22 protein-coding genes, 2 rRNA genes and 1 riboswitch (1 of these 25 running past the window's edge) are annotated in these 22088 nt (G+C 45.2%); of the genes, 1 reads left to right on the top strand and 23 read right to left on the bottom strand.

Features of this window, described 5'->3' with window-relative positions:
* Positions 1–18: 18 nt before the first annotated feature.
* The 10 genes from purR to PUW25_RS00125 all read right to left on the bottom strand — a co-directional run bounded on the left by purR (position 19) and on the right by PUW25_RS00125 (position 9597).
* Complete coding sequence (gene purR, locus PUW25_RS00170) at positions 19–852, bottom strand: pur operon repressor (RefSeq protein ID WP_047914165.1); 834 nt, start codon at positions 850–852, stop codon at positions 19–21.
* A 116-nt stretch (positions 853–968) separates the two neighbouring features.
* Complete coding sequence (gene ispE / locus PUW25_RS00165) at positions 969–1823, bottom strand: 4-(cytidine 5'-diphospho)-2-C-methyl-D-erythritol kinase (RefSeq protein WP_047914166.1); 855 nt, start codon at positions 1821–1823, stop codon at positions 969–971.
* A 140-nt stretch (positions 1824–1963) separates the two neighbouring features.
* On the bottom strand, positions 1964–2146 hold the full coding sequence (locus PUW25_RS00160) for a small, acid-soluble spore protein, alpha/beta type (protein WP_047914167.1): 183 nt from the start codon (positions 2144–2146) through the stop codon (positions 1964–1966).
* Positions 2147–2376: 230 nt separating this feature from the next.
* Complete coding sequence (gene veg, locus PUW25_RS00155; RefSeq protein ID WP_047914168.1) at positions 2377–2655, bottom strand: biofilm formation stimulator Veg; 279 nt, start codon at positions 2653–2655, stop codon at positions 2377–2379.
* Positions 2656–2914: 259 nt separating this feature from the next.
* Positions 2915–3820 carry a sporulation peptidase YabG gene (yabG, locus tag PUW25_RS00150; protein WP_274337850.1) on the bottom strand — a complete coding sequence of 302 codons (906 nt, stop codon included), beginning with the start codon at positions 3818–3820 and terminating at the stop codon, positions 2915–2917.
* Between the two features lie 105 nt (positions 3821–3925).
* Positions 3926–4813 (bottom strand): 16S rRNA (adenine(1518)-N(6)/adenine(1519)-N(6))-dimethyltransferase RsmA, encoded by an 888-nt coding sequence (gene rsmA / locus PUW25_RS00145; protein WP_047914184.1) that lies wholly within the window; start codon positions 4811–4813, stop codon positions 3926–3928.
* Positions 4814–4817: 4 nt separating this feature from the next.
* Positions 4818–5363: a ribonuclease M5 gene (gene rnmV / locus PUW25_RS00140; protein ID WP_047914170.1), complete on the bottom strand. Its 546-nt coding sequence runs from the start codon at positions 5361–5363 to the stop codon at positions 4818–4820.
* Between the two features lie 166 nt (positions 5364–5529).
* On the bottom strand, positions 5530–6756 hold the full coding sequence (locus tag PUW25_RS00135) for a resuscitation-promoting factor (protein WP_274337849.1): 1227 nt from the start codon (positions 6754–6756) through the stop codon (positions 5530–5532).
* Positions 6757–7033: 277 nt separating this feature from the next.
* Positions 7034–7280, bottom strand: a riboswitch (cyclic di-AMP (ydaO/yuaA leader).
* Between the two features lie 227 nt (positions 7281–7507).
* Positions 7508–8278 carry a TatD family hydrolase gene (locus PUW25_RS00130; RefSeq protein ID WP_193746115.1) on the bottom strand — a complete coding sequence of 257 codons (771 nt, stop codon included), beginning with the start codon at positions 8276–8278 and terminating at the stop codon, positions 7508–7510.
* A 38-nt stretch (positions 8279–8316) separates the two neighbouring features.
* Positions 8317–9597, bottom strand: coding sequence for an HD domain-containing protein (locus PUW25_RS00125; protein ID WP_047914172.1), 1281 nt, complete (start codon positions 9595–9597; stop codon positions 8317–8319).
* A gap of 359 nt (positions 9598–9956) precedes the next feature.
* On the opposite strand from PUW25_RS00125, the gene PUW25_RS00120 reads away from it, so the two are divergent.
* On the top strand, positions 9957–10211 hold the full coding sequence (locus PUW25_RS00120; protein ID WP_047914173.1) for an AbrB/MazE/SpoVT family DNA-binding domain-containing protein: 255 nt from the start codon (positions 9957–9959) through the stop codon (positions 10209–10211).
* 202 nt (positions 10212–10413) lie between these two features.
* Here the strand turns inward: PUW25_RS00120 and rsmI are convergent, their stop codons facing one another.
* From rsmI to PUW25_RS00055, 13 genes are all read right to left on the bottom strand, one after another.
* Positions 10414–11304 carry a 16S rRNA (cytidine(1402)-2'-O)-methyltransferase gene (gene rsmI / locus PUW25_RS00115; RefSeq protein ID WP_047914174.1) on the bottom strand — a complete coding sequence of 297 codons (891 nt, stop codon included), beginning with the start codon at positions 11302–11304 and terminating at the stop codon, positions 10414–10416.
* 60 nt (positions 11305–11364) lie between these two features.
* Positions 11365–12114, bottom strand: a complete 750-nt coding sequence (locus PUW25_RS00110; protein ID WP_047914175.1) for a tRNA1(Val) (adenine(37)-N6)-methyltransferase — start codon at positions 12112–12114, stop codon at positions 11365–11367.
* A gap of 120 nt (positions 12115–12234) precedes the next feature.
* Positions 12235–12603 carry a DNA replication initiation control protein YabA gene (gene yabA, locus PUW25_RS00105; RefSeq protein WP_047914186.1) on the bottom strand — a complete coding sequence of 123 codons (369 nt, stop codon included), beginning with the start codon at positions 12601–12603 and terminating at the stop codon, positions 12235–12237.
* Positions 12604–12631: 28 nt separating this feature from the next.
* Positions 12632–13432, bottom strand: coding sequence for a PSP1 domain-containing protein (locus PUW25_RS00100; protein WP_047914176.1), 801 nt, complete (start codon positions 13430–13432; stop codon positions 12632–12634).
* Positions 13433–13578: 146 nt separating this feature from the next.
* Positions 13579–14553 (bottom strand): DNA polymerase III subunit delta', encoded by a 975-nt coding sequence (gene holB / locus PUW25_RS00095; protein ID WP_090727830.1) that lies wholly within the window; start codon positions 14551–14553, stop codon positions 13579–13581.
* A 331-nt stretch (positions 14554–14884) separates the two neighbouring features.
* Positions 14885–15328: a YaaR family protein gene (locus PUW25_RS00090; RefSeq protein WP_047914177.1), complete on the bottom strand. Its 444-nt coding sequence runs from the start codon at positions 15326–15328 to the stop codon at positions 14885–14887.
* A gap of 36 nt (positions 15329–15364) precedes the next feature.
* Entirely contained in the window at positions 15365–15694 is a 330-nt protein-coding gene (locus PUW25_RS00085; RefSeq protein WP_047914178.1) for a cyclic-di-AMP receptor, read from the bottom strand.
* 324 nt (positions 15695–16018) lie between these two features.
* Positions 16019–16654 (bottom strand): dTMP kinase, encoded by a 636-nt coding sequence (tmk, locus tag PUW25_RS00080; RefSeq protein WP_047914179.1) that lies wholly within the window; start codon positions 16652–16654, stop codon positions 16019–16021.
* Positions 16655–16712: 58 nt separating this feature from the next.
* Positions 16713–18215: an aminotransferase class I/II-fold pyridoxal phosphate-dependent enzyme gene (locus PUW25_RS00075; RefSeq protein ID WP_274337848.1), complete on the bottom strand. Its 1503-nt coding sequence runs from the start codon at positions 18213–18215 to the stop codon at positions 16713–16715.
* 158 nt (positions 18216–18373) lie between these two features.
* The gene (locus PUW25_RS00070; protein WP_047914181.1) at positions 18374–18565 is read right to left on the bottom strand and encodes a sigma factor G inhibitor Gin; all 192 of its coding nucleotides are present in this window, start codon (positions 18563–18565) and stop codon (positions 18374–18376) included.
* 841 nt (positions 18566–19406) lie between these two features.
* On the bottom strand, positions 19407–19733 hold the full coding sequence (locus PUW25_RS00065; protein ID WP_143042164.1) for a hypothetical protein: 327 nt from the start codon (positions 19731–19733) through the stop codon (positions 19407–19409).
* Positions 19734–20011: 278 nt separating this feature from the next.
* Positions 20012–20128, bottom strand: a 5S ribosomal RNA gene (rrf, locus tag PUW25_RS00060).
* Positions 20129–20244: 116 nt separating this feature from the next.
* A 23S ribosomal RNA gene (locus PUW25_RS00055) occupies positions 20245–22088 on the bottom strand (it continues 1088 nt past the right edge of the window).

Here is a 22088-nt window from a genome sequence, read left to right as displayed (position 1 = left end):
GTATCAGGGAAGTCGATGTCACTCGCTTCGGTTAAAATAATTGCCTGGTGCAACTGAGATTTGCTTCGTCTTGGGATCCACTGCTGTCAGTGTGGCCAGTGAAACATAATCATGAAGCAGACGCTCTTCTGAATCCACTTCCCCCGACTCAACAAGCACGCCGACCCCGGCCACTTCAGCATTAAACTCCCTCAGCAAATCGATCATCCCTTGCACCGTTCCTCCGGCCTTCATAAAATCATCGACGATGAGCACGCGAGACTTCTCTGGAAGAGCCCTTCTGGACAGGGACATCGTATGCAGGCTCTTATGAGAGCCGGATACATAATTGATACTCACAGCTGAGCCTTCTGTCACTTGATGATCTCGTCTAACTAGGACTACAGGAAGATTGAGCTGTGAGCCTACAGCATAAGCAAGCGGAATGCCTTTGGTCTCTACCGTCATCACGGCATCAATTTCTCGGCCTGCAAATGCGGTAGCCATAATCTTGCCGATCTCGTTCGTTGTAGCCGGTTGACCCAGCAGATCAGACATATATAAATATCCACCAGGTAAAATCCGATCAGGCTGTTCGAGTAATTCACATAAATTCTGTATGAAGGATAACGAACGTTCATAGGACATCTTGGGCATAAACTTCACCCCACCCGCTGCGCCAGCGAGTGTCTGCAGGTCTCCCATTCCTTCATCCTCAAATACTTCCTTGATAATGGCAAGATCTTCACTAATCGAAGATTTCGCCGCACCATAACGCTCTGCAAAAGTCGTTAAGGGAATCAGTGTATGTGGTCTCGAAAGCAAATATTGTGTCATTTCTACTAAACGAGCGCTTCGTTTTAATTTCTTCACGTCGATTCCTCACGATCTATCTCCAAATCCGAATGTTTACAATTCAATATATCATTTTTGTACGTATTTGTACAACAATCAATTCGTTTTTATACTATAAATGGAAAAAATGAAGCTTATGTCAGTAATCTTACTGCATAAACTTCTTTACAGAATCCTCGAAGGCCATTATAGATTCTCGGCACCTTCGATTCTTTTGAAACGAGGCCGAATACCGTAGGTCCACTTCCCGACATGAGAACACCATCGGCTCCAAGCTTCATCATTGCTTCCTTCAATTGGCCTACCTCTGGATGCAGCTTCAAAGTTACATCCTCTAATGCATTACCCAGTTCCTTACAAACCCCTGCAAAAGACTGATTGCGAATGGCATCTTCCATTCTTTTGGCGGATGGATGCCTCTGAATCTGATCGCTGCGTACACGACCATATACCTCTGCAGTAGAAACGTTAATCGGCGGCTTCGCCAGCACGACCCAGCATTGCGGCGGATTCGGAAGCTGATGAAGCTGCTCTCCTCTTCCAGTAGCTAGTGCCGTTCCTCCCGTAATACAAAAAGGCACATCCGAGCCTAATTCTGCACCCAGGAGCCTCAGCTCTTCATCGGATATATTGAGACCCCACAACTTGTTCAAGCCCCGCAGGGTGGCCGCAGCGTCACTGCTGCCGCCTGCAAGACCCGCTGCTACGGGTATCTTCTTATCGAGATGAATGTACACGCCTTTTTTAACGTCATATCTGTCCTTCACCAGCTTGGCAGCCTGGAAGGCCAGGTTCTTCTCATCCAGGGGGATATACCCCGCCTGACTCGAGATCATAATCGTGTCCCGCTTGATTTCAGACATTTCAATCCGATCCGCAAGATCAACCATGGTCATAATCATTTCTACTTCATGATAACCATCGCTTCTTTTATGTAATACATCCAACATCAAATTAATTTTCGCAGGAGCTTTTTCATAAATTTTCAAGGCGACTCACCCACCCTCAGCTATTCCCTCAAGACAACTTAACATATTATATCAAAAGCAGACTGTCAAGTCATATTGTTCCCTTCATAAATGTGGCTATATATAAAAAGCCCCCTGCTGTATCCAGGGGACCTTCCTAATTATCCTTGACCCTTTCGTGCTGCCTGCTCTGCAAGCTGTATAGCCCTCTTCACCATATTGCCTGCATCCTTGGCTTTGATCCCGCCCCAGCCTTCTTGCTGAACAGTATCATAAAAGCCCAGGTCCTTGGCCAGCTCATACTTGAGCTCTTCTGACATTACACTGCGTCTTCTGCGGCTCATAAGGCTTCCTCCTTATTAAAGGACTCATAATTTCATGTTTCGGTCGTTAGTATGTGTCTAGGCGGGTTATTATATGCGCACTCGTTTAACGCCCTCCTTAAGCCGTACTAACCCCTCACACTTAATAAGACGGTGCTGGCAGCTAATCCTCTCACTTATGCAATAAAAAATATGCAATAAAAAAAACGGCCCCGTCCATAATGGACGAGAGCCGCCTTGAGAAATCAAGCTTACACTTCGTTGTACGATATTTCGCTGATGACTTGCTCAGGATCATATACTGAAACCTGTACTGCTTCAGTCAATATATCGGCGTAACTGTAAGACACCCGTTTAAACGTTTGCTGTTCTTGATCTAGCTTCACAATAAAAACAGAAGGGTACGTTTCTTCCAATACACCAGTACGCTCAATTGTCTTACGGCGTCCACCGTTTGCACGAAGTAGAATCTTCTGGCCAACATGAGCGTCGAGACTGCGTTTGATATCCAATAGCGAATTTTTAGCCATGGCTAACGACCACCTCTTTCCTTGTCCATTATACAAGGTGTTTCAGAGTTTGTCAAATCATCAATTATATCAGCATCAAAAATGTGTTGTCAACGAATATTTTAGCAACGTTATTGCTTTAATTAAGTACAGCTATTTTTGGATCGAAAAAATTCCCAATTCACTGATCATCAGCTCAATTCTCCCTTGTTATACGAAGCAGAAAAAGACCCCTTAGAAATAAGGAGTCCCTGTGAATTAAATACTTATTCTGTAAGCTTCAGATCGCTGCTGGTGTGACCTTAAGAGTGGACAAATCCTGAAGCGGAGGTAAGCCTATCCGATAGCTTCCTCTGGACTCAAGCCCGCCGACACCGTCACTGCCGCTAATGGTGTGATGGATAATATCATTAATGTTAATCGTATCCTTCACGGAGGTGAACGCCGCCTTCGCTGCCACATATACAGGATCAAGCGCATGTATTAATACCCGGCTGGGGCTGCTGGCAAAATTCGCACCTGCACGGATCAGTGCTTCAAAATGGGACTGACACGCACCTGCAACGATCGTCAGCGCATCCAAATGCCATTCATATTGTCTGGCTACCTGAACGGCTGCAATGAAGTTAGATGAGTTCTTATAATGATTGATGTTATACAGATCATAGGGCTGTCTGCCCTTTAGTACTCCATCATGCCCCGTGATGACGACAATATCAGGGCGTGAGCGCGGCAGGAGCCGATATAGTGTATCTGCCATGGAAGCTTCATGTACATAATGGCCTTCTGCGGGTACACGCAGTCTTTCATACAATGCCATGCTTTTCTTAAGATAATTAGGGTCTCCATCCAGATGGAGCACCTTGCCAGGCATTTCAAAAAAAGAAGGAGACTCTGTCTGTGTGTTCTTGCTCCACTCATCAACTAACCCCGCCTGGTTACGCTGTGCTTGCTCCAGACGGTGCTTCTGCAATAGCGAGTAAGATTCGTTTGCTTTAATATGTGCCAGCCGCGTCTTGTTCGTCTCAGGCTCATACGGCACTCTGATCAAATCATTCAGCGGAGAATCCGCAAGGAGCCTAAATTCGGTTCCTTTAATGACTGCCTTATCCTTCTCGAGGCCCTCCACTCGGAACGTGACATCTCCCCCATACGATTTCCGAACGACCAAGTCTCCTATATTCATCAACGTTATCACCTCTAACCCTATGTTATGGGCGAGGCAGGGCTTTGGTTCATCTCTTTTTCGTATTTGGCGAAGGGAGGACCGCTTGTAGGGCTATTTAGAGTCTTAACCCTTGATTCCTGCTTCCAGCAAGACATCACTTAGACGGGCGTACTCTTTAATACTGAGTGTCTCTCCGCGTCTTGTAGGTTCAATCTCAGCCGCCTCCAGCAGAGGCTCCAGCTGATCTCTATTTTCTTTGGTAAAGAAGCGGCTCTTCAAATTATTTGCGATGGTCTTCCGTCTTTGTGCAAATGAAGCATGAATCACCTCGAAGAAAAACTTCTCATCCTTCACTTCAACCGGAGGCTTCTCTCTTACCTTTAACTTAATAACGGCAGATTCAACATTAGGCTGCGGGATAAAAACCGTATGAGGAACGATACATACCAGTTCAGGCTCGCTGTAATATTGCACCGCGATGCTTAGCGTCCCATAATCCTTCGTTCCTGGAGAAGCAGCCATTCGTTCTGCAACTTCCTTCTGAATCATGACAACGATGCTGTCGAGCGGGAGCTTCTCCTCCAGCAGTCTCATCAAGATCGGTGTCGTTACATAGTAAGGCAAATTAGCAACGACGCTGACCTTATCCATGCCCGCGAAATTTTTTGCAAATAATTCAGGAAGATCTGTTTTAAGAACGTCTCCATGATGTACATATATATTAGAGTAAGGTTCCAGCACTTCGGTGAGGATCGGTATCAAGCGTTGGTCTATTTCGACAGCAGTTACCGTCCCTGCACGCTGTGCAAGCTTCTCTGTTAGAGCACCGATTCCCGGTCCGATCTCAAGTGCACCTTTATGTTCATCCAGATCAGCAGCATCCACAATTTTATGGAGTATATTTTGATCGATCAGAAAATTTTGTCCCAGGCTTTTTTTGAAAGAAAAACCGTGTTTCGCTATGATCTCTTTCGTTCGTCTTGGCGTTGCAATCTCATCTATATTTTTCACGTTCTCATGATCCCTCACGTTCTATTTGCTCTAGTGCTCGTACAAATTCCTCACGACTTATCTGAAACATCGTCAGCCGCTTATGCAGCTGCTTGCCATTACAATATCCTATGCCCAGAATGTTGCCCAGCATCATACGCCGATTTGCGGCGTCCTTATGGACGATGAGTCCGGCTTCAATCAGATCTTGCCAGTCTATGAGCGGCTTAGCGCCATCATAGGTTGTATGCACCTTGGACAGTGCTGCCCGAATGGAGTCTGGAGATGCATTCTCCACACCGATATCACCTTTGCGGGTCGCATCCTGCTCCTTAATGAAGGCATGCTTCACGCCAGGAATCTTGTTTGATATGATTTTGCGAATTCGCTCACCTGCATGATCAGGGTCTGTAAAGACGATAACACCTCTTCTTTGCTGAGCAAGCTCGATCTTCTTAAGTATACGGGCATTTATAGCAGAACCGCCGGTCTCAATTGTATCTGCATTCACTGCACGCTTGATGGCTACGGTATCATCTCTGCCTTCAACGACAATGATTTCTTTAATCATGACCACATGACTTCCTTTCTAAACAAAAAGAGAAGAGGAAAAACTCCTCTTCTGCATGTAAGAGGCAAACGATAGACTTGCTGTCTAAACTTTCGTTTACCTTATATAGCATCACCTAATCTTGATGTTAATACTATAACATCAGGGACGCATTGTAAAATATATTTTAATTCAGTTCCGGCTTCACCGGACCGATAACGTATACAGTTTTACCTTTTTTGCGGCCAAAATTGAGAGCCTGCTCCAAGCTGTCATAATACACATCAATTTTGTTCCCTTTGATTGCGCCGCCTGTATCTTCAGCACGACGGAATCCTACACCTTCAATGTATACCCACCATCCAAGAGGGATCACATCGGGGTCAACTGCGATGGTACGTCCTTCCTGTACACGTGTGCCGGAAGCCGTCTTCGTACCAATGCCTTCTTGCTCTGAGGAATAAGCTGTCATAGATACATTGCTCAGCACTTTTTTGGCCTTGAATGTAACTCCATCCTTCGTGACAGAATCACTGTCAGTTGAAGCAGATACCTTCTTCACTTTATCAGCCAGATTTGCTGACGATTTCGAAGAGGATGCATTTGAAGCTTTAGAAGTAGCTGCAGCTTCGGTTGTACTTACAGCGGCAACCACCGTTTCCTGAACTGGCTCAGGCTTCTTCTTCGTTCCAACGGCAATGACCTTGTCGACACGGTTTGTTTGAACCTTCTTGCCCGTCATTTTCTTAGACACCAATTCGCCATCCTGGAAGGTCTTCTCGATCGTCTGGACGATCACGCCTTCCTTACCGCTCTGAATGACCCGGTTATCACCCTTGTACAAGCTTGGGTCAGCCGTCTTGATTACCTTGAACGGAACCGAAGCTTCTTGTGTCGCTGTTTGCTTGGTTACCCGGACTACTCGAATATTAAGATCCGCCTTCACCGCAGTGTCAGCAGCGGGATATACTTTATCATCTTCTAATACTTCGATGCTATGAGCAGCGAGTGCTTCTTTAACTGTATCCTGTGTCGTGTAAACTTGCTCTGTCTCACCATCTGCCGTCACGTTAATCGCTACGGCCCGGTTAATTGTTACTCGATCCCCATCTTCAATCTCATCACTCAAAGACATCGATACTTCGTCATGTGGACTGACTGCGATTGAATGCTCATCCAGCACTTCACTAAGCATTCCTTCACGTGTTTCCAAGGCTTGAACCTTGCCGTCCACGACAATTGAGATTTCTTTGCCTCCCTGACCATACAAAATGAGTGAGATCATGACTAACAGTGCGATTGAGAAGATTGCGACTAGTGTGATCTGACGCAGATTCTCATGCTTCCATCGCAACGCGAAAGACTTGCTGGATGATGGTGACTCATGGGTCTCCTCTAGTTGGAAATTTCCCACTTCCTCCGTCCTCCTTCATAGTCCCGCCGTCAAGAGTATTGCATGATTGTATTTGACGCGACTATACCGATTTGTCTACAAAACCGGAGAAACTCCCGTCCGATTCTGCATCATGTGCCACTCTTCGCAGCATGATGTCACCTCCTGTTAACCAACAGTATGACGACAATGTAACTTTTATTCTCCTAAAACAAAGAAGCCAAAAAAGAGTTTAAGAGGAACTCTTTCGTGGCTCCGATAAGTTCAAATGAGAATATCGGAAACATCATGCACGAGTTTTGCCTCTTCAATACGCTTACGGAGTTAGCTGTCGGGTTCGGGCGTAAGAGTCGCCCCCGCTCAGATCCAGGCTGCTCATGGCAGCTGTCCTTTACGTTCACCCCAAGACTCAAGTGTTGAAATCAAATACAGTGGTCAGAGCAAGAGAGACAACTCTCTTAATTCCATCTTCTGACTAGCAGCAGACCACTATATCGGTTCCCCCGTTCTTTGTTAAATTACAAAAGATTCAGCGAGAATGACTCATGAAGTGAATTCAAAGTGGTAAATCAACTGAATGTAAAATTGACTTTACCAACAATCAACAATTCACTGAAACGATGATATCCTGTTTCGATACATGTTGTAAAGCAGTATTCAACTATGTTTTTCTAAATAATTGGTTAAAAATTTGTAATAATCAGCGAAAAAGTCTTACAAAAAGTTTAATCGCTCCGTTTTACTCACTTTTTCGTCTATTTTCCTCTGTCTTTTAACGAATGTCAAATCGTTCCAGTGCATTTGCGGTCGTAATCTCTGTCAATTCTTCCACAGAAATACCCTTCAGCTCGGCTGCCATTTCTGCTACCAAGGCCACATGAGCTGACTCATTTCTCTTGCCGCGGAATGGATGTGGAGTCAAGTATGGAGCATCCGTTTCGATCAAGAGCCGGTCTAGCGGTACCTTTGCAAGCACCTCTTTGGGCTGCTTCGCGTTCTTGAACGTAATCGGCCCTCCGAAGGAGATATGAAAGCCCATATCCAGCGCCATTTTTGCAGTTTCCCAGCTGCCTGAGAAGGAATGCATCACTCCGCCCACTTCATGCGCCTTCTCTTCACGCAGAATTCGAATAATATCTTCATGTGCATCCCGGTTATGAATCACAATCGGCATAGCGATCTCTCTAGCCAGTCCGATTTGTTTGCGCAGCACCTCATGCTGAACCTCTTTGGGAGAAGTATCCCAATGATAATCCAAGCCAATTTCACCGATTGCAACAACCTTCTCATGTTTACATAATGATGCAATCCATTCTAAATCTCCATCCTTCATCGTGATGGCATCGACAGGGTGCCAGCCTACTGCCGCATAGATAAAATCATAGGTTTCAGCAAGTTTCATCGTAGTAGGAATCGTTTCCCGATTAAATCCTATATTAATCATTCGGGTAACCCCCTTTTCGACAGCGCGCTGAATCACTTCCTCGCGGTCAGCGTCGAACTCAGGTGCATCCAAATGGGTATGTGTGTCGAATAACATCATATATTCTTACTCCTTTCAAAGCTGTATCTTGTCTCACATTATTTGAACATGCCGGCAATTTCCGGTGGAAGCTTGGGCAGTGCATTCATCAGCTTCTCCTGTGGGAAGTATAAATGATAATTCCCTTTTTGCATGCCGCTAATGGAGCGAACAATCTCGGATACTTCGGATATATCTCTTTGTCTTTCCTGCTTGTCTAGAATAATGATCTGTCTCTTGCTCTCCGCAATATCAGGTCGGAACACATCATACGGCAGATCGGTAGGAAAATCAATTTCAAGGTCATAGGCTGGATTCAAGCCTGCCTTGAGAAATGCATCTTCAATCCGCTTGATATCCTTCTGCTCAATATAATCCACTTCCACATACTTATAGAGCTTACGGTCCAGGAACCGGGTACAAAGCTCACTCAGAATCGGATCCTTCTCGTAGGTCCATTCATTAAAGGCAGCTTGAATCGTGGATTCATCGATACGAAGGTAGTCTGTGACCGACACATCCCCCTTAATCAGATGAAGGAGAGGTCTGAGCATGAAGTCAAATATGTACCCTTCTGCTACAAGTTCCTTGGCTCTTCTAAAGATTTGACGCAGGACAATTTCGGAGCTTCGAGTGACCGGGTGAAAATACACCTGCCAATACATCTGATATCTCGACATTAAATAATCCTCTACGGCATGCATTCCTGAATCTTTAACGACAACTCTCCCCTGGTAAGGACGCAGCATTCGAAGTATGCGGTCAAGGTCAATAGTTCCATAATTCACTCCGGTATAATAGGCATCTCGCAGTAAGTAATCCATTCGATCGGCATCAAGTGGACTAGAAACCAGATTAACAACTATAGGCTTGTCATACGTCTTGGCAATAACCGAAGCGACCTTTTGGGCAAAATCAGGACCTACGGTACCCAGTATCCGCCCTACTTCTGTATCTCCCAGTATGATTTTACAGGTCCATTCTTCATGATCCATATCAAACGCCTCTTCAATGGAGTGAGAAAATGGGCCATGTCCAACATCATGCAGCAGAGCTGCGCATAGAGCGACAAGCTTCTCTTCTTTTGGCCAATCGGGATATTCATTCCGTTCAAACTGCGATATGATCTTCCTTGTAATTTCATACACACCTAAAGAATGAGAGAAACGGCTGTGTTCTGCTCCATGAAAAGTCAAATATGTAGTCCCCAATTGTCGAATTCGGCGAAGACGCTGAAATTCAGGGGTATTGATAAGCTGCCATATGATCGGATCCTGAACGTGCACATAGTTATGAACAGGGTCTTTGAATACTTTCTCTTCGCTAAGCTTTTGTTCCATCGATAATCAGCTCCTTTTTCAACCTAATTTCTTATAACAAAATTCAATTGTGTGCAACTAAAGTCGGATTTCGACTTTTTCCATACAAATCACTTCATATATTCGACATTATACGACAAAGTTTGTCGAATGATGATGCAGTTTTGATTTCCAAATCGACACGCGTTATAATAATAGATAGATACTAGAAAATCATCGTTAATACCAGTACTCATTCCCTTTCTTCATACAATGTTAACTTAATTCTTCATTTTCAATGTTGACTGATTTGGGAATGGTTGGTATGATGATTAGCATAAAAGATAAAATAATGTCGAATCATGACAGTAATAAGCGATGGCGAGAGGAGTTAGTATAAAATGATGAAATCTACAGGTATTGTAAGAAAAGTTGATGAACTGGGCCGGGTTGTTATTCCTATCGAATTGCGCCGTACACTCGGTATTGGTGAAAAAGATGCTCTTGAAATCTACGTAGACGGTGAGCGCATCATGCTTAAGAAATATGAGCCTGCTTGTATTTTCTGCGGCAACGCTGAGAACGTAACTTACTTCAAGGGTAAAATTGTTTGTCACGAATGTATTTCTGAAATTCCGGCACCTGTGACAAATTAAGTAAAATAGGTTATAATCAATTTTGGATAGAGAAAAGCATACTTTCAATCAGTAATCATTACGATTCCTTTAATATAGATGCTCGCTTTTCTTGTGAATATATAATTGTTATTTCTAACCTTTTTCATATCTCCTTAGACACCTTCCTCGTCAGATCCAATCTGCCGAAGAAGGTGTTTTTTCTTTGTAATCCGCATAAGGTCTATCGTCCCTCTTTTAATAAAGCATTATATACATCCCTTTTGGATAGCTCGCGGTCTGCAGCCGTACTCTTCATCGCATCCTTGCGAGAGAGGCCTTCCTTCTCATAGTGCTCCACATGCGCTGTAAGACTTAAATGCTGCCACCACTCGTTCTGCAGCTCTTTCTCTTCGTCCTGACTTCTTCCCTCTACAATCAAACAATATTCACCTAGGGGCGGATGCTCCTCAAGCCACTCTATACACTCCTGTAGATTCCCTCGCACATATTCCTCGTGACGCTTGGTCAGCTCTCTGGCGAGCACTGCTCTGCGGTTACCCCATAACTCCTGCATGACGGTCAACGTTTTTTGTACCCGATGCGGCGACTCATAAAACAGCAGGGTGCCCTGCGATGCGCCGAAACTTTTCAGAATAGCCGTAATGTCCTTTTTCTCACGGGGAAGAAATCCGACAAAGGTAAATCTCTCGGTTCCAAGACCAGACGCAATTAGTCCGGACAGAGCAGCATTCGCTCCTGGCACCGTCACCACGGGAATGTCTGCATGAATGGCAAGACGGACCAGGTCTGAACCAGGGTCAGAAATGGCTGGCATACCAGCATCGCTGACGAGGGCTAAATTTTTTCCTTCTATTATATATCGAATTAATTCAGGTCCACTGGCTTCCTTGTTATGCTCATGATAACTAAACAACAGCTCAGGGCTAATCTCATAATGAGTTAATAGCTTACGGGTTTGTCTTGTGTCTTCCGCGGCAATGATATCACATGACTTCAAGGTGTTTACCGCCCGATATGTGATATCTTCCAAATTACCGATGGGCGTACCTACAAGATACAATGTACCTGTCCCTTCTTTTTGTTCAAAGCTCTTCTGTACTTGAATACTCATTGCTAACTCCTCTCCAGTTCCACGTTTCATGGATGCTGCTTCTATCCAATCCAGCGCTAGTCATGTACTCGGATAGTAAATATCCATAATTTCTTTGCAGTATTCCCCATTTTCGTTATACACGATCAGCGGCGGCAGCATTCTGACATCCGGTTTGCCATCTCTTAAAGCCTCAATGAGCACCATATTCGCTTCTTTATCGATTCGTGGATGAACCATGCGAATTCGTTTCGGCTCCAACCGATATTTACGCATTAAGGTGATGATCTCACCGATTCTCTGGGGTTTGTGTACCATGGATACTTTTCCGCCTGTACGTACTAAATGCATACAAGCCTTCAGCACCTCCTCCAAAGTACAATGGATCTCATGCCTGGCGATCGCCTGATGCTCATTCAGTGTAATATCACTGCCGTTTAACGGCATATAGGGTGGATTAACAGTAATGGCATCATAGACTCCATAACCTGTAATGCCAGAGAGTGCTCTCAGGTCCCCTTCCCGAATCATGATCTGGTCTCCGAGCTCATTCAGCATGACACTTCGTCTGGCCATATCGGCAATTCTAGGCTGAATCTCAATTCCTTCGATCGATGCTTTTGTTCTTGTGGACACGAGGAGTGGAATGACCCCATTCCCTGTACAGAGATCCAGGACCTTTCCCCGCTTGGGAAGGCCTGCAAATCTGGCCAGCAACACAGCGTCCATTGAGAAGCTGAATACCTCGTCGCTTTGAATAATACGCAAATCATGAGTTAACAGATCATCCAATCGTTCAGATGGCTGTAGCTTAATCTTGTTTATGCTCATTTTGATACCTGCCTGATTTATATTAATGGATATACCCTTGATTGAAGCAACTAAAGGTATTATGAAATGATTCATGTTTGTATTGTTAATAGAAAAGCCGTAGGGTATCCCTACGGCTCGTTACTTATTCAAAAATGACAGACAGAACAAACAATCGCCCTCTGTACGTAAATGCCCATAATAAACGTTACAAATATGGAAACCTTCGTAATACAATCTTGCCAAATTATCGTAACCCTCTCCAACCACCTCTTCGGTAGTCTCGGCTGCGGGTACTAATTGTACAGGATTTTTGGGAGCTGGTGCAGGTGTCTCCGAAGAGGACTCCCGCTTTAGGACCTTGCGCAACTGTTCATTTTCCAGCGTCAAACGTTGATTCTCTTCGAGCAGTTCCTTTACAATCATTTTTAACTCGCCAAGATCATTATGCATTTGTCCCATTTGTGTTTCCATTTCAAGAATGTGCGCAAAAATCGATTTTTTCTCCAAGATCCCACCCCGAAAGCAAACATAATGGTTACTTGATGACGACGTCATCCATAGAAAGCTCTTTTACTTTGTTGATTTCAAACAATTGAACATGTACCTTGCGGTTGCCTGCGTGAATGCCAACAACCTTGCCTTCACCTAACGAGGTTACGACAAGCTTACCGACAGCCGGCAGCTCTTCCTTGACGCTCTCATAATTATCATGCTCAAATTTCAAGCAGCACATAAGTCTGCCGCAAAGTCCGGATATTTTGGTTGGATTCAGGGACAGACTCTGATCCTTGGCCATCTTAATGGATACCGGTTCGAAATCACCCAGCCAAGATGAACAGCAGAGTATCCGTCCACATGGACCGATCCCTCCCAGCATCTTCGCTTCATCACGAACGCCAATTTGGCGAAGCTCAATCCGTGTCCGAAAAATACTGGCCAAATCTTTAACTAACTCTCTAAAATCGACACGTCCTTCAGCCGTAAAATAAAATATGATTTTATTTCGATCGAATGTGAATTCCACATCGACAAGCTTCATCTTAAGTCCGTGCTCTTTGATTTTATTTAAACAGGTGCCAAATGCGTCTTTTGCAGCAAGCTTGTTCTCTTCCACCACTTTGGCGTCCGAGTCACCTGCAATGCGAATTACCTTCTTCAGAGGTAATACAACGTCAGATTCACCAACAACTTTCTTTCCTATAACGACTTTGCCGTACTCAATCCCTCTCGCTGTCTCTACGATGACGCTAGAATCTTTTTCAATAGGAAGATCGAGGGGATCAAAGTAATAAATTTTGCCCGCTTTCTTAAAACGGACACCGACTACATTATACAAAAAAATTAACCCCCTTGTATGCCAATAAACCTCTATCGAAGCCTGAAGACAGGGCCGCAATCGAGAAGCGTATCATGTTAGGACTGTGCTAGGGTATAGAATGAACGTCCCTGAGATCGAGTCACCTCATACTTGCGCGCTCCACCTCAAGAGGCTAGTCCAATTAGTAGTTGTTCTACACATAGCTGACCATTCACATTATACCGAAGCTTCTTCCTGCATTCTGCAGCCAAGTCCATATAGGACACCCATTGTTCGGTTGTACGAGTCATAGCAATGGTAGAGAGTGTATTGAGTTGATCTATAAAAATAACGTTCTCCTGCTTACCGTAAATAACATAAAGCATGTCCTTGAACCATAAGTGAAAGAGTTCAAACATCAGTTCAAGATGTTCAGAAAGCCCTGTCTTGAACAGCTTCTGCTGGGCAGAAATCAGCGCAATATCGCCTCTGGACAGAGATTCTTTCCCTAATTGTAACACTACATTTCTAATTTCTGCAAACCAATTCTGGTCAAGCAAATTCTTGCAAGAATCAAGTCCGGCGCTTAAAAATGAAGCTGTTCTGACGAGCGCGGGAGCATATCCTTCCTTCTGCAGCATCTCTTGAACCAGCTCTGGATTCAATGCCTTAAAGGGGATCTCCTGCGTTCGAGATAAAATCGTAGGAAGCATAGCTCCCTTGTTGCTCGTGATCAGTATTCCTACTGCCGGCACCGGCGGCTCCTCCAGGAACTTCAGCATGCTGTTCGCAGCCTGCACCGTCATTTTATCCGCCTGATCAATAATATAAATCTTAGGATTATTTTTTTCAGACCGATAGGCAAAGATTTTTTGCAAATCGCGAATCTGATCTATTTTGAGGCTTGCGCCTTCAGGCTCTACATAATGGAGGTCTGGATGATTCCCATGCTTCACCTTCCGACACTCCAGACATTCACCGCATGCATCGTCTGCATTTTGAGTGCAAAAAATAGATTGGGCAAATGCTGTTGCCATCTGACGTTGTCCGCTGCCGGATGGACCGCTGAATATATAAGCATGACTGATCGCGTTCTTGCGGAGTCCGCCCTGCAGCATTTGTTTTGCTGTATCTTGCCCCAAAATTTCACGAAATGACATGAGTTCCTCCCCTATAAAAAAGCTGCTGCGGTCTAGAACTTCACTTGTTACACACCAAAAGTCAGCATGAGATATTATATATCATTTAGAAGAGTAGAACCAAAAAGATCATCCATCTTAGCAAAACCTCGAAAGAAGGATATCCTTAGTTCAATCCTCTAATCTTCATTATACCATGACACGCAGCCATTTTAATTTTAGTATTCACAAAAAAACATTTTCCATTTCTTCAGCCAAAAAATCAATCGGCTTATTTAACGCCTGCTCTTATCTACAAAAAAACAAGCGATCGAAATCACTTGTCTTTGGTTACGTCATAAGCTATGAGATTTTAAAAGCTCAAGTTAATCAGCATTCCCCGAATTTCGCCGATTTTTTGCAGAAGCTCTATCTTCCCCTGCTCACTCTGAAGCAGCTCCTCCGCCATAGCAACCAGCGCGGCATCCACTTCATCAAGCAGCAGATACTTCTTACCGCGTCCACGGCGGTCCCAGCCTTTGGTCTGCTTCGTAGCTATGCCTCTTCTTACCGTATCATCTAAGAATCGCTTAACCAGCTGCTTATAGGCCTTGAGCTCTCGTATGGTCATCGATCTCGCTAATCGATCCCCTTGCAGCTGGATTTCATTCAACCGCCGAGTCAGCTCTGCCTGAGAAGCTCGTTCACCCTGCTGCTGCATCATATCCGCAAAACCTTTATTTTGCACAGGCTTCGTATTATTCTCATTCGAATTGATGCCGCTCTGAAGTGGTCTGAATCCTGGATTGATTTTCACAAGATATCCCTGCTTTCTGTTGCCAAAAGACTGCTCTTAAAAATGTTCAAATCGATCAACTGGCAGAACGAACACGGTCGCTCCTCCTACCTGAACCTCTACAGGAAGGGGTAAATAAGAATCGGTCGTTCCGCTCATTGGTGTAACCGGAGTAACGAGCTGCTCTCTTACCTTACAGCTGCTGCGGATCACGTTCATTACGGATTCAACCTGGCTGTCGTCCACCCCGATCATAAATGTGGTGTTCCCTGCTTTCAAAAATCCACCTGTACTCGCCAGCTTCGTCGCCCGGAAGTTCGCTTTGACCAGTGCACTAGATAAACGATTGCTGTCTTTATCCTGAATAATCGCAACAATAAGTTTCATCTTGAAACGCCTCCTCTAAATAATGTCCTGCTCAGCACTAATGCTTCAACCTGCCTTAAACCATGGATCAAGCTTTAGAATAAAGCATAAGTCACTACTCTATTCCAGAGTAGGCCACTCTTGCCCAAAGGCAGCGTAACCTTCAAAGATATGATGAGTATTCCCCCATCTAAGGGAGTTCGACAAATAATGAAGAATAAAACTTAGTCCATAAGAATCTTAAGCTGCAGTGATAACCCATACTAAGATCCTAAAAATTTGATTCAAAGCGTACCTGAGAGATGTACAGTACTTCTTAAATACTTAATAATTAGACATATACCCTCAAATATCCTCTATTACACACCTTAGCTTCGTAATTAAGCTACAAAACACCTCTTCTTGTGACAAAGAAGCATCAATAACCTGAATTCGATCCGGCTCTTGCTTCGCGAGAATTAGATATCCCTCTCTTACCTTGTCATGGAACGACAGGTTTTCCATATCCAGCCGATTCACCTCACGCCCTTGATTGGCAGCAATTCGAGCTAATCCTTGTTCTGGACTAATATCAAAGTAAAGTGTCAAATCGGGTGATAAATGATCTGTAGCAAATTCATTAATGGAGCGAACCTCCTCCATACCAAGACCTCTGGCATATCCTTGATAAGCCAAACTGCTGTCGACAAAGCGGTCAGACAGGACCATCACGCCCTTTTGAAGAGCGGGAATGACTTTCTCTGCAAGATGTTGCCTGCGGGCAGCTGCATAGAGCAATGCTTCGGTGCGAGCATCCATCGTTGTATGCTCCGGATTTAATATAATGGAGCGGATTTTCTCTGCTATATCAATTCCACCGGGCTCGCGTGTCATTAAGTATGGGATTTTCTTGTCTTCTAGATACGCAGACAGCTTCTTAATCATGGTTGTTTTACCGGAGCCGTCTCCACCTTCAAATGTAATCAATTTTCCTATCGGCAATGTGTATCTCTCCTAAACTACGTTTTCAACTTGATCTATTTGAAATATTCAGTGTTCGCTAGCTTTTTTCTTGTATAACGAGCAGCTGATTTAAACTCGAATCACGCGTCCCTTGGCATTTGGCCCCTGCATTGCGAAGTGCAATTAAGCGCTCTTGCATAGCTTCACCAATCAGCTCTCCTGGATACAGGATCGGAATACCAGGCGGATAAGGAATCACCATCTCCGCTGCTCTGCGGCCAGCACATTTGCTGAGTTCAACAGATTCGGTATCTTCTTCCGTTCTGGTTCGCATATCAAAAGGGACGGGACAGGAATAGACATCAGATTGCAAAATGTTCCACGTGGAAACAGGACTGTTGTTTGCTTCTGTGCTGTCTTTATTTCTGGGCTCCTTCTCTAACGATATATGCATGAGTGCACCTAAAAGGTGCATGGCATCCTCTTCTGTAGAGCCCAGGCTAAACAGGAGGACGACGTAACGGTCGTCGCTCATCTCTGGCATGCAGCCGTGAGCTTCAAGCTCTCGCTGCAGCTCGTAACCGCTCAGGTCCCCTGACTCGTCATATATGACAAGCTTAAATGGATCCTGAGCGGTATAGCCTGCAGCCGCTGTCGCCGGTGGCTGCAGTATACCGTAGCGCGGCATCGACTGTATGCCGCGCTTTGCTGTATCCACGGCAGCGAGGCCAGCCGTGAAAGCCTCTGCGCCGTGCACATGAAGATGCCGGCGCGCTAAGTCAAGCGAAGCCATAAGCGGGTACGAAGGGCTTGAGCTCTGGATCATGGACAAGCGCTGCTTCAGCAGTGTCCGATTGATCCGCTCTCCCTGTACATGCAGCATGGCTCCCATCGTCATCGCCGACAGCATTTTATGCGTGGATTGAACCACACCATCTGCTCCAGCAGACAACGCGGATGCCGGGACATCCGGGTGCATTCCATAATGTGCGCCATGTGCTTCATCCACAAGAAGCGGAACGTGGAATTGATGGCATATTGCTGCAATGGATTGGATAGAGAAGCCCATTCCATAATAATTCGGCATCGTAATCAATACAGCCTTTGCTTGCGGATAGGCTTCAAGGGAGGCCCTAACCGTCTCGACCGAAGGAGCTGTAGCTAACCCGGATTGATGATCCATCTCCGGTAACATAAAGACAGCCCGAGCTCCGGCCAGCATTAACCCGTGTAATACCGATTTATGAACGTTCCGCTGAACAAGTATAAGATCACCAGGTTCTGTACATACCGTAAGTAGTAAGGCGATATTCCCTGAAGTGCTGCCTCCGACGAGCCAGTAGCTCTCTTCAGCGCCAAAACAATCTGCCGCCAGATGCTGAGCTTCTAAAATGACACCCTCAGGATGATGTAAATCATCTGTTCCTGTTATTTCGGTCACATCAATACTCAGGATGTCTTGCATGAATCGGCTGTATGCATCTGAGTATACTTGTCCATTTTTATGACCTGGAACATGATAGGTTCGTTGTTGAGATGATTTGTATTTCAAAAGTGCTTCATATAAAGGTGCTCTATGCTTATCAAGCTGGTTTCCCATAGATCATAAAACCTTTCCGTCATTATCCTTCTTCCATTGTAAAACATTTTAAAGGTATATCATATCAAACTTACTCTGGACCCATCCATTTAATCTAGAAAAAATAAAAAGGCCTTACTCAGACCTTTAAAAATAAGTTCATAATTATGACTTGTCTATTATACATTATTTTGATGCAGCCAAATCTGCTTTAACTGATGAATAAAAAATGGATACTTGGCGTCCTGCGCGTCAGTGTGTACCATCTCGGTCTCACAATCTGTGCAAATAAACTCAGAGACTATAAAAATGCCTTCCTTCTTACGCTGCTCACAAACAATGCACGTGTGCTCCATTTGTTGTGTTTCCATACGATCCCACCTTCATTCCTTTTGCTATCAGTATGGTACAGTTTCTACTATTTTAAACCTTTTCATAGTGAAACTCTACTTTATTTCCATAACCTATGCTATTCAACCTAATACGTATAGGTGTCTGTACCCAATTATGCGTAACATTTAAATTTTTCCAGACAGCCATCCGATATATAATATATAAATTCGGTCTTTTGATTGCTATGTAGCTCGTATCAAGAGCCGTTCTCTGCTATGAATAGGAGGTTATGAATGGAATGTCCGCGGTAATCGGAGATCAGGCTACTTACTATCAATATCGTCTTATCCGCAAAATCAATATATCCAGGCCAGCTTTACTTAGTTACTTAAGCTTAACATTCATTATGCTGTTCGCCTGCCTCGTCTTCTTTACTTGGTCTGGGCTTTTGTATTTTCTGTTGTCCTGTGTAACCATGGTATGGATTCATTATTTAGTATCTCGTTCTATCCTTCTTCTTCGTAATCGGCAGCTTCATCGGTGGCATTGGTCCTGGAGAGCTCCCTGGATAGGACTGATTCCTTCCCAACATATTGCTTATCCTCTTTTTAGCCGTATTCATTTACATATGACCTGGATCGGTCTAGTCTTTGTCTTTGTTTTTATCGTCGCTTCTCCTCCCTCATTTGCGATGAGCTTGTTATTTTGGCATGTATGGCTGATGGCGCCGCGTCTCACGTGCCTCCTATGGCTATTCAGACAAAGAAAAGACGGCTATTTAAAAATATCCCATCTAGAAGTTGCCTACTATATTCAATGAAATAGAGCGGATACGGCTCATTCTATACATATAAAAAAGACCTTCACTCTCGTGAAGGTCTAGTTACTGTCTACGGTCTTAGGTTTAATAATGGAAGGGTCCTGTGTGGGTACCAATACCGTCAGATAGCCATTATGCAGGGATAAATGAACACGGGTGCTATCTTTTACGAAAATGCGAGGGGCAGAGTCCGTGTTGCTCGTATCCTCGGCCGCCGTATCCTCTTTCCAGCCCCACTCTATAATTTCATTAATATATTCTTGAGGTATATCTGTATTCTTCCCTACACCAGGCAGAGTGTATTGTACATAATCCATTTCTGGATTGTTCGATGCTCGATCCATTCGATTGGCTTCTTTAGGTACGGGAAAGGTATTAACATTCACTGCACCCTCGTATGAGTCCCACGATGTGCCCTGGCTGCAGGCGGTAAGGATGATAGTGAAGCAGATGATAGCATAGAGACATAGCATTCTGTAACGCAGTCGAAATTCCCCCTTTGTTGCGAAGTGACACGATCTCTATGTTAAAAGAACCCTATTCTATTATAACTTCTCATGTGTTTTAATCCGTAACAAAAATGTTACTACCTATTACATAAACGATTCATATATATAAATAGACAAAATAAAAAAACCACCGTCGTCATCGACAGTGGTTCTTTGCTTGGCGACGTCCTACTCTCCCAGGACCCTGCGGTCCAAGTACCATCGGCGCTGGAGGGCTTAACGGTCGTGTTCGGGATGGGTACGTGTGGAACCCCTCCGCTATCGCCACCAAACATGATTTTTCGAAGCTTTCGCTTCTTGAAAAATCGTTATAACAAGGATTTACTCCCTGAAAACTAGATACGAAACAATGTGCGATTTATTGCTTTCCCCATTATTGGGGTGTTTTTTGGATAAGCCCTCGACCGATTAGTACTGGTCAGCTCCATGCATTGCTGCACTTCCACCCCCAGCCTATCTACCTCGTCGTCTTCAAGGGGTCTTACTAATTGGGAAATCTCATCTTGAGGGGGGCTTCACGCTTAGATGCTTTCAGCGCTTATCCCGTCCGTACATAGCTACCCAGCGGTGCTCCTGGCGGAACAACTGGTACACCAGCGGTACGTCCATCCCGGTCCTCTCGTACTAAGGACAGCTCCTCTCAAATTTCCTACGCCCACGACAGATAGGGACCGAACTGTCTCACGACGTTCTGAACCCAGCTCGCGTACCGCTTTAATGGGCGAACAGCCCAACCCTTGGGACCTACTTCAGCCCCAGGATGCGATGAGCCGACATCGAGGTGCCAAACCTCCCCGTCGATGTGGACTCTTGGGGGAGATAAGCCTGTTATCCCCAGGGTAGCTTTTATCCGTTGAGCGATGGCCCTTCCATGCGGTACCACCGGATCACTAAGCCCGACTTTCGTCCCTGCTCGACTTGTAGGTCTCGCAGTCAAGCTCCCTTGTGCCTTTACACTCTTCGAATGATTTCCAACCATTCTGAGGGAACCTTTGGGCGCCTCCGTTACTCTTTAGGAGGCGACCGCCCCAGTCAAACTGCCCACCTGACACTGTCCTCGCACCGGATCACGGTACCAAGTTAGAACCTAGATACGATCAGGGTGGTATCCCAACGTTGCCTCCACAGAAGCTGGCGCTCCTGTTTCCTAGGCTCCCACCTATCCTGTACAGATCGTACCCAAATCCAATATCAAGCTGCAGTAAAGCTCCATGGGGTCTTTCCGTCTTGTCGCGGGTAACCTGCATCTTCACAGGTATTAAAATTTCACCGGATCTCTCGTTGAGACAGCGCCCAAGTCGTTACGCCATTCGTGCGGGTCAGAATTTACCTGACAAGGAATTTCGCTACCTTAGGACCGTTATAGTTACGGCCGCCGTTTACTGGGGCTTCGGTTCACAGCTTCGGGTTTAACCCCTAACCGCTCCCCTTAACCTTCCAGCACCGGGCAGGCGTCAGCCCGTATACTTCGCCTTGCGGCTTCGCACAGACCTGTGTTTTTGCTAAACAGTCGCTTGGGCCTTTTCACTGCGGCCCCCTCGTGCTATTCACACTACCGGGGCACCCCTTCTCCCGAAGTTACGGGGTCATTTTGCCGAGTTCCTTAACGAGAGTTCTTCCGCGCGCCTTAGAATTCTCTTCTCACCTACCTGTGTCGGTTTACGGTACGGGCACCTTCATCTGGCTAGAGGCTTTTCTTGGCAGTGTGAGATCATGACCTTCGCTACTGTAATTTTCACTCCCCATCACAGTCCAGCCTTAATAGTATGCGGATTTGCCTACATACCAGCCTCACTGCTTGGACAGACATCCATCAGTCTGCGTCACTACCCTACTGCGTCCCCCCATCGCTCGTAACGATTTACGGTGGTACAGGAATTTCGACCTGTTGTCCTTCGACTACGCCTATCGGCCTCGCCTTAGGTCCCGACTTACCCTGAGCGGACGAGCCTTCCTCAGGAACCCTTAGGTTTTCGGCGGATCAGATTCTCACTGATCTTTTCGTTACTCATACCGGCATTCTCACTTGTATGCGCTCCAGCAGTCCTTCCGGTCCACCTTCACGGCTGCATACAACGCTCCCCTACCCCTGATACATAAGTATCAAGCCATAGCTTCGGTGGTGTGTTTAGCCCCGTTACATTTTCGGCGCAGAGTCACTCGACCAGTGAGCTATTACGCACTCTTTAAATGGTGGCTGCTTCTAAGCCAACATCCTGGTTGTCTGTGCAA

The sequence above is a fragment of the Paenibacillus urinalis genome (assembly GCF_028747985.1).
Classification (GTDB): Bacteria; Bacillota; Bacilli; order Paenibacillales; family Paenibacillaceae; genus Paenibacillus; species Paenibacillus urinalis.
The sequence above is the reverse complement of the archived record's forward strand: the minus strand, read 5'-3'. Positions and strand labels throughout refer to the sequence as shown.